The sequence below is a fragment of the Marinactinospora endophytica genome (assembly GCF_054780875.1).
The window spans coordinates 207,753-221,792 of record NZ_BAAGVM010000007.1 but is presented as its reverse complement, the minus strand read 5'-3'; the positions used below and the strand labels follow the sequence as shown (position 1 = coordinate 221,792).

14 protein-coding genes are annotated in these 14,040 nt (G+C 71.8%); 5 read left to right on the top strand and 9 right to left on the bottom strand.

What is annotated here, in order from left to right; genetic code table 11:
- Positions 1 to 23 precede the first annotated feature (23 nt).
- From ACYVHU_RS15370 to ACYVHU_RS15355, 4 genes are read right to left on the bottom strand one after another with little or no spacing between them, the layout of a single operon-like run.
- Positions 24 to 257: a hypothetical protein gene (locus tag ACYVHU_RS15370; RefSeq protein ID WP_432937546.1), complete on the bottom strand. Its 234-nt coding sequence runs from the start codon at positions 255 to 257 to the stop codon at positions 24 to 26.
- Positions 258 to 294: 37 nt separating this feature from the next.
- Entirely contained in the window at positions 295 to 552 is a 258-nt protein-coding gene (locus tag ACYVHU_RS15365) for a DUF6343 family protein (RefSeq protein WP_078761866.1), read from the bottom strand.
- A 59-nt stretch (positions 553 to 611) separates the two neighbouring features.
- Positions 612 to 1,352, bottom strand: coding sequence for a helix-turn-helix transcriptional regulator (locus ACYVHU_RS15360; protein ID WP_498948828.1), 741 nt, complete (start codon positions 1,350 to 1,352; stop codon positions 612 to 614).
- Entirely contained in the window at positions 1,345 to 2,868 is a 1,524-nt protein-coding gene (locus ACYVHU_RS15355) for a sensor histidine kinase (RefSeq protein ID WP_498948826.1), read from the bottom strand. The genes ACYVHU_RS15360 and ACYVHU_RS15355 overlap by 8 nt, the downstream gene beginning before the upstream one ends.
- A 919-nt stretch (positions 2,869 to 3,787) precedes the next feature.
- Between ACYVHU_RS15355 and ACYVHU_RS15350 the strand changes: the two genes are divergently transcribed.
- Complete coding sequence (locus ACYVHU_RS15350; RefSeq protein WP_078761868.1) at positions 3,788 to 4,345, top strand: hypothetical protein; 558 nt, start codon at positions 3,788 to 3,790, stop codon at positions 4,343 to 4,345.
- 13 nt (positions 4,346 to 4,358) lie between these two features.
- On the opposite strand, the gene ACYVHU_RS15345 is transcribed toward ACYVHU_RS15350, so the two are convergent.
- The 5 genes from ACYVHU_RS15345 to ACYVHU_RS15325 form a co-directional block, all read right to left on the bottom strand.
- Positions 4,359 to 4,763, bottom strand: coding sequence for a hypothetical protein (locus tag ACYVHU_RS15345; protein WP_078761869.1), 405 nt, complete (start codon positions 4,761 to 4,763; stop codon positions 4,359 to 4,361).
- A 185-nt stretch (positions 4,764 to 4,948) separates the two neighbouring features.
- The gene (locus tag ACYVHU_RS15340) at positions 4,949 to 5,770 is read right to left on the bottom strand and encodes a carbohydrate ABC transporter permease (RefSeq protein WP_200813627.1); all 822 of its coding nucleotides are present in this window, start codon (positions 5,768 to 5,770) and stop codon (positions 4,949 to 4,951) included.
- A gap of 35 nt (positions 5,771 to 5,805) precedes the next feature.
- Positions 5,806 to 6,738, bottom strand: a complete 933-nt coding sequence (locus ACYVHU_RS15335) for a carbohydrate ABC transporter permease (protein WP_078761870.1) — start codon at positions 6,736 to 6,738, stop codon at positions 5,806 to 5,808.
- A gap of 14 nt (positions 6,739 to 6,752) precedes the next feature.
- On the bottom strand, positions 6,753 to 8,018 hold the full coding sequence (locus ACYVHU_RS15330; RefSeq protein WP_078761871.1) for an ABC transporter substrate-binding protein: 1,266 nt from the start codon (positions 8,016 to 8,018) through the stop codon (positions 6,753 to 6,755).
- A gap of 153 nt (positions 8,019 to 8,171) precedes the next feature.
- Positions 8,172 to 9,659, bottom strand: a complete 1,488-nt coding sequence (locus tag ACYVHU_RS15325) for a hypothetical protein (RefSeq protein WP_078761872.1) — start codon at positions 9,657 to 9,659, stop codon at positions 8,172 to 8,174.
- A gap of 668 nt (positions 9,660 to 10,327) precedes the next feature.
- On the opposite strand from ACYVHU_RS15325, the gene ACYVHU_RS15320 reads away from it, so the two are divergent.
- The 4 genes from ACYVHU_RS15320 to ACYVHU_RS15305 all read left to right on the top strand — a co-directional run bounded on the left by ACYVHU_RS15320 (position 10,328) and on the right by ACYVHU_RS15305 (position 13,932).
- Positions 10,328 to 11,305: an LCP family protein gene (locus ACYVHU_RS15320; RefSeq protein WP_490722752.1), complete on the top strand. Its 978-nt coding sequence runs from the start codon at positions 10,328 to 10,330 to the stop codon at positions 11,303 to 11,305.
- 124 nt (positions 11,306 to 11,429) lie between these two features.
- The gene (locus tag ACYVHU_RS15315) at positions 11,430 to 12,224 is read left to right on the top strand and encodes a RelA/SpoT-related domain-containing protein (protein WP_159457260.1); all 795 of its coding nucleotides are present in this window, start codon (positions 11,430 to 11,432) and stop codon (positions 12,222 to 12,224) included.
- Positions 12,225 to 12,248: 24 nt separating this feature from the next.
- The gene (locus ACYVHU_RS15310) at positions 12,249 to 12,479 is read left to right on the top strand and encodes a hypothetical protein (RefSeq protein ID WP_144390102.1); all 231 of its coding nucleotides are present in this window, start codon (positions 12,249 to 12,251) and stop codon (positions 12,477 to 12,479) included.
- Between the two features lie 631 nt (positions 12,480 to 13,110).
- A complete protein-coding gene (locus ACYVHU_RS15305) occupies positions 13,111 to 13,932 on the top strand; it encodes a hypothetical protein (protein WP_078762069.1) in 822 nt (273 codons plus the stop codon).
- Positions 13,933 to 14,040 lie beyond the last annotated feature (108 nt).

Genomic DNA, 14,040 nt, shown 5'->3' with positions numbered 1-14,040 from the left:
CGTCCGGGCGGCGACGTGCCAGGTCAGGGTCTGGGGACGTGGTCGTGGGCGGAGCCTCCGGTCGAGGGCCCCTCGTCGCGGGAGCGGGCCCGCTCGTCGTCGTCCTCGCGCGGGATGTCGGTGGGCACCCCGGTCCCGGTCACCTGACGTCCCTCCTCGCGGGGACGCTGGCCCTCCTGTTCCTCGTCGTCGCGCAACAGTGGCGCGACATCGCGGTCGTGGGTGGTACGCGGCTCTTGGCCGAGCGGTTCGGACACGACGGCTCTCCTTTCCGGGGAACGGTGGACGCGGCGCCTACTCGAACAGCGAGTCGTACCCGGAACCCCGCCGGCGCCGGCGGACGATGACGACGCAGATGTCGACGACGCCGATGATCGCGAGCACCCCCAGCAGGACCGCGAGGATCATAAACCCGTTGACCAGGGCCAGGACCCCCAGCGCCACGCACATCACCACACCGAGGATGGCCAGCGCCAGCCGTAGGTTGAGAGCGCTTCGGGGGCGTTCCGGGGTTCCCCTCGCCGGCCGTCCCGGCCGTTCGCCGCCGCGCATCGGTCCTCCCATGTCCGGTCGGGGCCACGCGGTGGGCGTGGCCCTCCGTTCCCTTCCGGCTATCCGGACAGGGGACCGCCAAACCCACCCCCCGGATCGGTCCACCCGGGCAGGGAGCGGACCAGCGCGACCGCCTCCAGCTGTGAGGAGACCTCCAGTTTGGTGAGGATGGAACGGATCTGGGAGCGCACGGTGGCGATGGAGACGACCGAGTCCCGCGCGATCACCGCGGCTCGTCGGCCGGCCACCAACTCGTTGAGGACCTCACGCTCCCGAGCGGTGAGCCGCCCGAGCAGTTCCCGCCCCGTCCGCCGGTGCGTCCGCGCCCGTCGGTGGATATCGAGCAGGTGCTCGCGTTCCTGGGCCGAGATGACGGGGCGGCCCGCGACGGCGTCGACGATCATCCGGACCAGGTCGGGGAAGGGCGCCGACTTGGAGATCCAGCCCACGGCCCCCGCGGCGATGGCCGCGGCGATACGGGTCTTCTCGGTCGTCCCGGTCAGGATCAGCACGATCCAGCCCTCCGCGCGGAGGTCCTCCGCCATGAGCATCCCGTCCACCGGGACGCCGTCGGCGCCGCTGCCCAGGTCGAGGTCGAGCAGCAGAAGACCGGCCGGACCATCCGCTGCGGCGGCGCGCACGGAGTCGGGGTCGAGCGAGCGCGGCCGAAAGGCGGTGATGCCCTGCGCGCGCAGGGCGAGCTCCATCGTCGTGCTGAGCAGTTCGTGGTCGTCGACGATGAGGACGCGGGGCGCCGAAACGGTGTTGCGCGCCGCGCCCCCGGAACCGGGGTCAGGCACCGGCACGGTCACCTCCGAGCGTGTGCGGGCGTTCGCCCCGTGCCGTCCCGTGCGCCAGAGGCGCCCATCCCTGACGCACGGGACGGGCGGGCAGATCGACGAGGACGGTGCAGCCCGGTTCCTCGGGAGGGGCCGAGACCAGCCGTAACCGTCCCCCGTGGGCGGACAGCAGCTCGCGGCACAGGTGCAGGCCGATGCCCTGCCCGGGCGAGCCCTCCCGTTTGACGCCGCGGCGCAGCACCTCTTCCTGCTGTCCCGGGGGCACTCCGGGACCGTCGTCGTGGACGCGGATCCTGATCTGATCTCCGGTCCGGTAGGCCGTCACGGTCACGCGCGCGCCGGGGGCGTGCCGCTCGCAGTTGGCGAGCACGTTGGTGACCACCTGGGCGATGACCCGGTGGGGGGCCGTCGAGGCGAGGTCCTCCTCCACCGACAGGTCGATCCGCATGCCGGTGGTACGCCGGATCAAGACGAGCTGCCGTAACAGGCCGGCCAGTCTGACGGGCTCCTCCGGCCGGGAGGACACCCCCTCGTCGAGCAGGGCGCGCATGCGGCCGAGTTCGGCCGACAGCGCGGCACGCAGCGCCGCCCGGTCCAGTTCGACGTCCCCGCCCTCGCCGAGCGCGAGCAGGTGGGCGACCCCGTCCACCCCGGCCAGCGCGTTACGCAGCTCGTGGACCTGCTCCGACATGCGTTCGCGGGTCTGGGACGCCTCGGCCCGGGCGTCGCGTAACTGTTCGCGGTCGAGGGTGATCTGGCGGTGGACGAGGAAGGCGACCCGCAGGACGACACAGAGGATGAGGAGGAGGCCCACCAGGCGCATCCCGGGAACCAGCAGGACCGAGGAGACGATCGGCTCCCCCAGCAGCAGCCGGGGAGCGTGCCCGCTGATGATGGCGATCACGCCGACGCCCGTCCAGGCGGATACGGGACGGTAGCGGATCAGCCCCGAGGCGATCATGAGGAGCCCGGCGTCGACCCACAGCAGCGATACCGCCGCCCCCATGAGCGGTGACGTGACCAGGGGTGCGGCCACCTCGGGCGCCGAGGCGGCGGCGAGCACCGCGACCAGGGTGCAGCCGAGCGCGATGGCGCCCCCGCGCGAACCCCCCGCCGGGGTCCGAAACCCCGGAAGTCTCCAGGGACGCGGCCGGTCGTAGGGGGAGGCCGAGGCGAGGAGGAGCAGCGCGGTACACAGGCCGGCGGCGTGCCGGGCCGTCGCCAGCAGGACGGTCGCGGTGTCTCCCCCGTCACCGGCGGCGGTCGCGGGCACGACGACGAGCGCGTAGACCGCCATCGCCGCCGAGATCCGGCGCAGCGGCGGGTGTCCGCTGATGCACGCGGTCAGTTCCGCGAGGAAGGAGGTGGCGACCGCGGTCCCGGAGGCGAACATGGCCAGGGTGGCGGGCACGTCGCCGCTGACCCTCTCGGTCCCGGTTTCGACCTGCTGGAGGACCATCGCCGTGGCGGCGACGGCGGGAAGCGCGAGGGAGATTTCGAAGACGAGTTTTCGCACGTTGCTCGGGGCTCTTTCGGCGGAGGGAACGCGATCGGGGGCGCCGGGCCGGTGGGCATGGGCCGGTCGCCCCCGCAGAGCTCGCCGGACGGACGGAGCCGGGGGGAGGACCTCCGTGGAGGAGGCGGGAGGGAAACCGGTCTGTGACGGAAATAGCGGAGACCGCCGTGACGTAACCCGGGGAAAGACGGAAAAAGAAATCGGTTGGATGGGGATTTGGTCCCCTTTTCGGCGCTCGTCCATCGCTATTCTTTTTCGTTGGCGAAACGTCATTGAACGATGACATAGCGCGATCATCCATACGGTTCCCCTCGCCCTCGGGCTCGCTCCGTCCGGGTTCCTCTCGTAGCAGTCACTCCAGGCCACGTCACATGGCGTTGCCCGCCGGGCGGCGACACGGGACCCGCTCTTCAGGTCCGTCTCCAGCGTCCGGCGGGGGCACGCAGGAGGCACCCTACGGAATCACCTCGCCGGACAGGAGAGTTTTCCGGGAAACACGCTCACCGAATTCCACGCCGGGGCGGTCGGGGCCGGGAATTCGTTCCCGCCTTCCCACGCCGTCCCACCGTCGCGAGGATCGGGGAATGGGCGTCCAACCGCCTCTGCCGTCGGCCATGGACGGCGGCGACGTCATCGACTTTGAGGATGACGTGGCGGCATGGCCACGGGCAGAGTGGGGGGTGCCGGCCGGGAGGACGGACGGGGTGAAGAGCGCAGCGGGACGGACGTCGTCTCCCCGCCCCGCGCGCCACGCCCCTCGGCCCGCGGCGCGACGTTACGCGGACGGTCCCTCGCCGCGCAGAGGGCCGGATTCTCCGTTGTCCGCCGCGGGCCGCCCCGGCCCGGTAGCCTCTCGACACGGCCATATCGGGCCTGTCACAGCCGCTGCGTTCCTGTTCGAAAGGACCACAGTTCTCCCGTGGCCATCGTTCCCAAGGTCCTCGCCGCCATCGGGGCCGCCGCCGTGGCCGGGATCGCCGCCGCCGTGACCGGTGCGACATACGCCTACTTCGCGCACGCCGACCGGGACGGCGCCCCCCTGGTGACCACCTCCGAGGGACGTTCCGCCCTGTCCCGGCCCGTCATACGCCTGAGCGGCGCCACCCCGGTCGGACTGACCGATCCATGGGGCGACATGTGGTACAGGGTGCGGATCGTCAACGCGGGCCCCTCGCGCGCCGAGATCGACGCCATCGGGATCGCCGGTCCCGTCGTGGACGGTCCGCTCCCGGCGGAGTCTCCCCTGGAGGTCCGCGCCCTCCTCAAACCCGCGTCATGGCGGCCCGGCTCCTGGGACTCCCCCGCCTGGGAGCCGCTGACCCCGGGCCCCCTGGAGAACGTGCCCGGGCCCCGCGCGCTGGGGCCGGGCGAGACGGCCCACCTGTACTTCCAGTTGCGGCCGGCCGGCGACGGAGCACCGGAGCCGGCCGCGGACACCACGGCGTCACTACGTTTCCGGGTGTCACTGGAGGACTGAGCGCCCCCGCGACTCAGTCCCGTGGAACCCGCTTCTTCGGCGGCGTGTCCTCGTCCACGGCGTGACGGCGCCGGGGGTCGAGCCTCGACGACGAGATGTCCGCCGCCTCCTCCGACCCGGACTCGAACACCAGGGGGTCGGGGGCCGGCCTGATCAGCAGCTCGGTGTCGTCGTCGAAGGCGATCTCGATACCGGCGTCGGTCTCGGTGATGACGGTGGATCGTTTGAGGCGCTTTCCGGCGACCTTGCCCGCCGCGATGATGCGTTGGCGGTCGCGCGCGGTCAACGCGCCCATGACAACGCACTCGTGGGCACCGAGACCGCTGGTGATGCGATCGACCAGGTCACGCTGCGGCTCGGCGCCATGGATGTGGGGAAGGCGGACGGGATCGGGTCCGGCCGGTTCGGGAAGGGGCATGAGGGGTCCGCTCCGACGGGCGGAGACCAGATGCGCGTCCCTGGTGTGGGGAGACACCGGTACGGCACGGCTCCGACGAAAAACAAGGAATTTCTCGCGATGCGCGGTAAACCTTATAAGCGATTTCGCGTCCCCAGCAGGCCGTTACTGCGATACGTATCCGACGTGTTACGAACAGTTCTCCTCTACCGTCGGATCCCCGCCTCCGTCGCGCCGTAGACGATGTGCCGCTGAAGCAGGACGAAGACCAGGACCAACGGGGCCACCGACACCGCGGCCGAGGCGAACAGGCCCTGGAGGTCGGCCGTCTGGGCGGTGAGATGGGTGGACAAGACGACCTGAACGGTCCACATCGAGGCGTCCTGGGCGATGACCAGCGGCCACAGGAAGGAGTTCCAGCTCTCCACGAAGGAGATCAGGCCGATCGCCGCCAGGAACGGCAGCGAGTTCGGCAGCACCACCCGCCAGTACGTCCCCCAGTAGCCGAGCCCGTCCACCCGCGCGGCGTCCTCCAGCTCCCGTGGGAATGCCAGGAAGTACTGCCGGAACAGGAACGCGGTGAACGCGCTGAACAGGCCGGGGACGATGAGCCCCCGCCAGGAGGAGACCCAGCCCAGGGACGACACGACGACGAAGGTGGGGACGAAGGTCACCGCGGCCGGGATCATCAACGTCGCGAGGACCACGAGGACGAGCTTGCCGGCATGCCGGTAGGGGACCCGGGCGAGCGCGTAGCCCGCGGCCGAGCACACCAGGAGCCGTCCGGCCGTCTGGAGGACCGCGACGACCGCGGAGTTGCGCAGTCCGGTGGCCATGAGCGGGTCCCGGCCGGAGAAGAGGGCCGCGAACCCTCCCCAGTCGAGCTCGCGCGGCAGCGGTGACCAACCGGGCGAGGTGATGTCGGCGTCGGTGGACAGCGCGTTGCGCAGGATCAGCAGGTAGGGGAGCAGGAACAGCAGCGCGACCAGCGTCAACGTCGCGTACAGGACCACGGCCCCCACCGTCACCCGCGGCACGCGACCCGCGAACCGTCCCGCCGCGCTCACCGCGGCCCCCGGCCGATCCCGAGAAGCCGCCCCTGGACGAGGGTGACCGCCGCGATGAGCAGGGCGAGGATCACCGCGCCCGCGCTGCCACGGCCGAGGTCCTGCCCCGACCCCAACGCGGTGTAGTACAGGTAGACCAGCGGCGGGCGGGCGTAGGGCGGATAGGTCCCGTCGGCGCCCAGAAGGTTGTAGAACTCGTCGAACGCCTGGTAGGCGGCGATGAGATTGAGCAGGAGCACCGCGATCGACGTGGCGCGCAACTGCGGCAGCGTGATGTGGCGGAAGGTGGTCCACCCGGGGGAGGCCCCGTCGACGTAGGCGGCCTCGTACAGCGAATGCGGGATGCGCTGGAGTCCGGCCAGGAAGATGAGCGCGTAGAAGCCGACCTGGAGCCACAGCCGCAGGGACACCAGGACCGGCCAGTACCAGGGCGGGTCGGTCACCGCCAGCCAGGCGATCGGGGCGGCGCCGAAGTGGCCGATCACCGTGTTGGCCAGTCCCGAGGGCAGGCCGTTGAAGATCGTCAGCCTCCACACCAGGGCGGCGACGACGTAGGAGCAGGCTGCGGGCAGGAAGCAGGCCGTCCGGAACAGGGGGCGGGCGCGCCGCGCCCGGTGCAGGAGCAGCGCCAGTCCGAGCGAGAGGGCGAAGGTCAACGGCACGACGAACAGCGCGAACAGCGTGAAGGTGAGAAGGCTGTCGAGAAAGGCCCGAGAGGTGAGCATGCGCGCGTAGTTGGCCAGGCCGACGAACTCGGTGGGGGTGACGGTGTTGCGCGCCTCGAAGAAGCTGAGGTAGATGCTCCACAGCAGGGGGAGGTGACCGAAGACCACCAGCCCCGCGAAGAAGGGACCCGCGAGGATCCAAAAAGCCCACGCGGGCCGGTCGGTGATCCCCTCCCACCCTCTCCGCCGTGGCGTGCCGTTCATGTCGCCCGCCCGTCTCAGTCGAACAGCGCGTCGAGCTCGTCCTGGACCGTCCGTGCCGCGCGTTCCAGCTCCTCGCGGGGTGCGGCACCGCCCTTGACGATGTTGCCGAGCGCGTCCTTGAAGGCGGCGTCCATGGCGGAGGTCCATTCGGGCGGGCTGGAGGGCCGGCCCAGCTCGTCGACGTAGTCGACGGCGTCGGCGGCCGGACCACTGGCGAGCCGGCGGGCCGAGGAGGCGATGGAGCCGCGGGGCGGGATGTGCAGGCCGTAGCCGAGGTTGAAGTCCTCCTGGAGGTCGGTGCGCTCGATCCACAGCCAGTGGATGTAGTCCTTGGCGAGATCGGCCGCCCCGCCCTCGGCCGCGGCCATGGCGCCGAACGCGCCGACGGGGACGGAGTCGGCACCGGCCTCGGTGAACCTCGGCCAGGGCAGCACACCGTAGTCGCCGGGGAACGCCTCCTCGATGCGCGGCAGCGCCCACAGCCCGGTCCACTGCATCGCGGTGAGCTCCTGGACGAACGCCGCGGGATCGGCCCAGTCGGTGGGGGCTCCGAGCAGCAGCGTCCCCTCCTCGTAGAGGTCGCGCAGCCGCTCGAACGCGCTGGCCGCCGCGGGATCGGCGAACCCCGGCCGCCGGTCGGCGGTGACCTGTTCGAGCCCGACCGACCACAGCATCATCGGCCCGGCCACCGAGACGCCGGCGTCGTTGCCGAGGAACAGCCCCTTGCGGCCGTCACGGGTGAGCGTGCGCGCGGCGTCGGCGAGCGCCTCCCAGGTGCGGGGCGGCTCGGTCCCGGCGTCGTCGAGAAGGCTCTTGCGGTAGACGAGCACCTGGGTGTCCACAGCCTGTGGAATTCCATAGACGGAACCGTCGACGGTGTGGATCGCCAGCGCGGCCGGGGAGAAGTCGTCGCGGACGTCGGCGATCAGGTCGTCCAGCGGTTCCAGTAGACCGGCCCTGACCAGGTCGACCTTGGTCTGGTACTCGAAGACATCGGGCGGAGCTCCCCCCTGGAGTGCCGCCAGCAGGCGCGTGGCGTAGTCGCCGGGAGTCCACTGCACCCGCACCCGGGCGCGGTCGTAGGACGCCGCGTAACGCTCGACGGCCTCGCGCACCCCCTCCTCGCCGTACTGGTGGTACCAGTGCACGAGCGTCCCGGGGTCGCCATCGGGACGGCCGGTGTTGTCGCCGCACCCCGCGGTCGCGAACGAGGCCGCCACGGGCGCCGCGGCCAGGCCGAGGAAACGCCTGCGGGACATCGGGGAGGATCCGGACGTCATCGGCCCCGCCCTTCCTTGTGCCGGGAGCGCGTCGCGGGAGACGGCGGACGGGTGCCGGCGGGTCACCACGGCCGCTCCCCCGACGGCCAAGTATGACAGTGGCGACTTCCCTTCGCGAGGGAATCGGTACTTTGCGTAGCCGAGAGCGGTCCGTCACCCGATCGGGCAGGGGACCCCGTCCCTTCCGGCCTCCGGCGTCCACGGAGGAACGTGGATGGCCCACGGCCCCGCCTCGCCGGCCACCGGGTACACGTTCCACCCCTCCGCCCACTGCGGCGCCGGTCCTCCCCCTCGGGTGAGCAGAGCGGTGGGCGTGCGGCATGACAGCGCGAGCAGTCCTTCCAGCGTGTGCGTGCCGTTGTGGCCGCCGACCGCCGCGGAGGCGCATCCCGCCCGGTAGGCGATCGGGATCGCCTCGGTCCCCGTGAGCACGCACGGCGGATCCACCCCCAGGCGGTCCAGTTCGGCGATGACGGCCCCCTGGTCCCGCCGCACCTCGCCGTGCACGCCCACCCAGTGCCGCAGGATCACCCCCTGGATCACCAGGTGCGCCAGGAGCCCCACCGCGATCACCGCGACGATGACGGGCCGCCAGCGGGGACGCGCCGCCTCCACCATCCCCACGACGCCCAGCGCGGCCGGCAGGAACAGCAGCGCGTAGGACGGCAGCAGGAACCGTGGCGCCGCGTAGCCGATGAAAAAGACGTAGGTGACCGCCAGGCAGACCCCGACGGTCAGGGGCAGCCATCCCGCCGCGGCCCTGCGCGCCCGCACCGCCGTCCTCACCCCCGCCGCGACGAACAGGGGCAGCACGAGCCACCACAGCACGGCCGGCCAGCGCACGCCGTCCGTGCACGGCCGGCACAGCAGGGGACCGTCCAGCGCGGAGGCGGCGAGCGGCAGCGCGAACGTCGGCCCGGCGCCGCCCTGGATCTCGCCGGTCCGCGCGATCCGCGCGGCAAGACCACCGTGACCGCCGGTCCACGCCTCGACCATCCACGGCAGCACGCCGACGAACGCGCCCGCGACCACCGCCGCGGCGAGCCCGGTCCGCCGCCAACGGGGGACGAGCAGGACGGCCGCCGCCAGGGGCGCGGTCAGCCAGAACGCCTCACCGGGCCGCATCAGCCCGGCGACCGCCAGCGCCACGGCCAGCGCCCACAGGGGTGACCGCGCCCCCGGCCGCCGCGCCGCGTCCAGGAACCACCCGGTCGCGGCGGCACAGGCCATCGCCGCGTAGGTGTTGGGCATCGCCGCGCCCGCGTAGAACAGGGCCGGCCACAGTGTCGCGTACCCGAACGCGGCCAACGGCACGGCCCAGGGCCGGGGGAGGACCCACAGCCAGGGGAGGAACCCCGCGAACATCGCGAGCGCGCCCGCCGCCGCGAGGAAACAGCGCAGCGCCACCACCGACGCCGTGACCGTCACGACCGGCGCGGCCAGCACCGACACCCCCCTGGCGCGGGGCGCGCTGAAGAAGGGGGCGGGACGGTGCGGATCGTACTGGCCCACGTAGACGGCCTCGTCCCAGCCCAACGGCAGCCCGGCCGGGACGAGGGTCACTCCCGCGACCGCGTATCCGACGCAGACGGCGCCGAGCGCCCAGGCCGCGCGGCCCACCGATGGTCGTCGCGTCCTCATGTCCGCCGCCCCTTACCGGGACTTTCCCGGAGAAACGCGACAGATGGCTATGGCTTACTCTCTTCGGCCGTCGAATCGGGCCGGAGCCGGACGGCGTGGGGACGGCCACATTCGGCCGCGCCCCGATCCCCACCGGGACTTCCGCACGTCACCGCGGGATCATCGCCGGATCACGATCCGGACGACCCCGGTGCCGGAACGATGGCGCCCCCTCCTCTCCGGGCACGGGTAAGACGGCAATCACCGGCCCGGGCGCGCGATCCGCGATGGATTCTCGTAAGATCGGTCAACACGCCATACGGGTCCTCCCCCTCCCCCGCGGCGCGCTGCACGTCTCAGCGCGGACCCGTTGGTCCTCCTCGCCCCTCACGGCACCTCCAGGTCCTGTGACGCCCGCCGATAGAAGGCACCCCTTATTCATGTCCGATGACGCCTCCACAGCCACGCCCGACGCCGCCGCCCCGCCCCGACGGCGGTGGAAACGTGTGCTCGGCTGGACCGCCGTCGCGCTGGTGGTCGTGCTCCTCACCGGGGTCGGCACGGCCTACGCCTACTACCGTTCCCTGCGGGGCAACATGGTCCAGCACGACCTCGCCTCAGCGCTCAACGAGGAGGAGCGCCCGCCCAAGATCGGCGACGACGTCAACATCCTGTTCATCGGCTCCGACATGCGCACCGGCGGCAACGCCGAGTACGGCGGACGGGACTTCGTCGGCGAGCGCTCCGACTCGCTCATGCTCGCCCACGTCTCGCCCGATCACGGCGTCACGGTCGTGAACTTCCCCCGCGACTCCCTGGTCCAGCTCCCCGAGTGCGCCCCCTACGAGGGGACCGAGGGCACCACCGGCTACTACGGGATGATCAACGCCGCCCTGTTCCACGGCGGGCCGCCGTGCGTGGTCAAGACCATCGAGACGCTGAGCGGGATCCGCATCGACCACTTCGTCCACCTGAGCTTCGTCGGCTTCCGTGACATGGTCGACGCCATCGGCGGCGTGGACATGTGCATCCCCCAGCCGATGAAGGACGAGCGCGCCAAGCTCGACCTGGAGGCCGGGCAGCAGCGTCTCACCGGTGAGCAGTCCCTGGCGTTCGTGCGCGCCCGCTACGAGATCGGCGACGGCGGCGACATCGGCCGCATCGACCGGCAGCAGATGTTCCTCGGCGCGCTCGCCGACGAGGTCACCAGCAGCGACGTGCTGACCAGCCCCAGCAAGATGACCGCGCTGCTGGGGGCCGTCACCGACCACACCGCCACCGACGCCGAGTTGACGCTGGACAGGATGATCTCCATCGGCTCCACGCTCGCCGACGTCGACCTGCGCGACATCACCTTCTACACCGTTCCCTGGTTCCAGGCCCCCTACGACCCCAACCGGGTCGTGTGGAACGAGGAGAAGGCCGCCGAGCTGTTCGCGGCGATCAACGCCGACGAGCCGGTCGACGATGCGGCGTTGGAGAGCGGCGCCCCCGAGGAGCCGAAGCCGTCGCCGTCGCAGACGCCGACCGCCTCCTACCCGGCCGAGCCCGCCGCCGAGGACCCCGCGGGCGGCACCTCGGCCCTGCCCAGTGAGGCCATCGAGGGCAGGGACGCCACCGCCAACCCGTGCTCCAACGGCCTGGGCACCGGCACCGAGGAGCAGTAGCCCTTCCTCCTTCCTTCGCCCCCGTCACCGGACCACCGGCGACGGGGGCGTTCCCATGGGCGGCCCTCCAAAAAGCGGCTGATGACGGCCGCTTTTCTGTTACCACTGACCCATGCCCCTTCCCATGAGCAAGTCGCAGGTGGTCCGGCTTGGGGAACGTCTGATCTCCTCGGCCTCTCCTTCCGAGGACGACCTGACGGATCTGAGCCGGCTGCTGCTCGCCTACGACGAAGCTTTGGAATCCGCCCTTGGCACCGTGCGCGGCCTGGGCTTTACTCCCTCGTCCCGGGTCAAGAACACGGGGACGGTCCTGGAGAAGCTGAGGCGGCACGGCGGGTCCTGGCTGAAGAGCATGCAGGACCTCGCGGGAATGCGAATCGTGCTGGACGGCGGGAGAAGGGAGCAGGATCGCGTGACGGAGACGCTCATGGGGGTGTTCCAGGAGGAAAGCCGCGCACCGCGTCTCGTCGACCGCCGAAAAGACCCCAGTTCCGGCTATCGAGCGGTCCACGTCATCGTCTACCCCGGTGGGTTGCCCGTCGAAATCCAGGTGCGGACACGCTGGCAGCACGAGTGGGCCGACATGTTCGAGAAGTTGTCCGACCTCGTCGGGCGGGGTATTCGCTACGGAGAACCTCCCGAACACCGGCGACACCGGCTGGCCGACCACGCAGAAAGCCTCACCCCCGAGCAAGAGACGGGTCTTGACCTCCGGTACGACACGGCCTATCGGAGGCGCGCATCCATGGTCGATCTGGCGATCGCCGTCAGCGACGTGATCTCCACTCTTGAGCAGGCGGAGGCAGCGGGTGTCGGCGAAGGCGATCCAGGCGTCCAGGAGGGGTGGCGGCGGGTGCACGACTACCTCGCGAAGCTCCGGGAGGACATGAATGAGATGGCTCTTGCCAGGGATGTCTAGAGGCTCTTCAGGTATCGTCGAGCCATGACGAATGTTCTCGTGGTGTATGACCGTTCCTCGGGACGTGTCCTGCGTGAACAGGAGTACGAGGGCCGCAGGGACGCCTTGGAGGCCCGGTTCGCCGCCGAGAAGGAGTACCGGGGCCGTCCCTCCGTCGAGATCGTCGTTCTCGGGGCCAGTGACCGCGAGGCCCTGCGGCACAGCCATGGGCGGTACTTCCTCGACTTCGACGCCCTGGCGGCCCGCATCGCCTGAGGCGGCGTCCCGACCTCGGTCGTGTTTCCAACCGTCTGCGGGCCATTGCCCTGTGACCGGCGCTTCCCTACCAGGTCGTCCTCCCGTGCTCCAACGGCCTGGGCACCGAGGAGCAGTAGCCCTTCCGCTTCCTCCGCCCCCGTCACCGGGCCACCGGCGACGGGGGCGTTCCCGTGGGCGGCCCTTCTGCGCCGAGACGGCCGGATCGCGGCCGCCGGACTTTCCGGCCCCGGCGGCACGATCTACGGGGCCGGCCGGCCACCCGGTTCCCCACGCTCGGGCCGTGGACCGTACCGGGGCACGACGCCGCGAACCCGTCATCGCCCCGAATGCCGGCGAGGGCGGCCCCGGACGGGAGCCCCCCGCGCCGGTGGGGCGCACCACCTTCCCGACCTGGCCGTGGGCCACCGCGCGGCCGCCGGAACCGGGCGACGCGCCGGACGGACCGAGCGGGACCGGAGGGGGCGGACACTCGTCGACAGCCGCCATCGCGAGATCCCCTCCTGGACGACGGCCCGGCCCCTGGCGGGGTGGCCCCGCCAGGGGGACGTGACCGGAATCACCGCTCGACGTTACGAGGCCGTCACGTGTGGTCGTCGAAGCGCAACGTGACCGGGGCATCGTTACCGGCATGGGTCACAGCGGATTCGACCACGCCCGCCACCACGCTCCCCGGCGACGCCCGGGTTTTCTCGGCCGGGAACTCCTCGAACTAGGCGCGCTCCTGCTCGCGGCGGGCGCGGCCCACACCTTCGTGCTCGCGCTCGGTCACAGCGACCACGGGGCGGCGGTGCTGCCGGCGCTCGGCGCGGTGTTGATCGTGATCGCCTCGGGACACCGCTGGTGGCAGCACCACCGCGCCCCGGCCGAGCCCACGGCGTCTGCGGCCGGCGGGCGGGAGGAGCAGTTGTGGCGCATCCGGGTCGGCGTCACCGACGTTCCCGGAGGGCTGGCCACGCTGACCGCCGAGCTGGCGCGGCTCGGCGTCGACATCCGGCTCGTCCAGGTGTACCCGGGCTACACCGACGCGGTCGACGAGTTCCTGGCCACCGCGCCGCCCGGGATCGGTCCCGGGGAACTGGCCGACGCGGTGGTCCGGGCCGGCGGGCACGACCCGGTGGTCCGGACCGCCGACGCCCACGAGCTCAGTGACACCACGAGCCGGACGCTGGCGCTGGTGTCGGGGCTGGTGACCGACCCGGCGACCCTGCCGTCGGCGCTGGCCGACCTGTCCGCCGCGCAGAAGGTGGAGCTACGTCCCGGGCCTCCCGAGGGGATGGCCCCCGACGACGTGTCCGGCGCGGTGATGTGCCTGCCCGCCCCCGAGGGCGGCGTGCTGGTGGTGCGCCGGGAGGGGATCCCCTTCACCCCGGTGGAGTTCGCGCGCTGCCGCGCCCTGGTGGACGTGGCGGCGCTGCTGGGCCGATCCCGGCGGGCGAGCCGGGAGAAGTGAGCCGAGGGCGTCGGGCGCCGAACCCGGCGGGAACGTGAAACGGGGTGGCCGCGGATGCGGCCACCCCGTTCCTCCCAGCGGGCGTCCGCCCGGATCGGCCACTGGGAA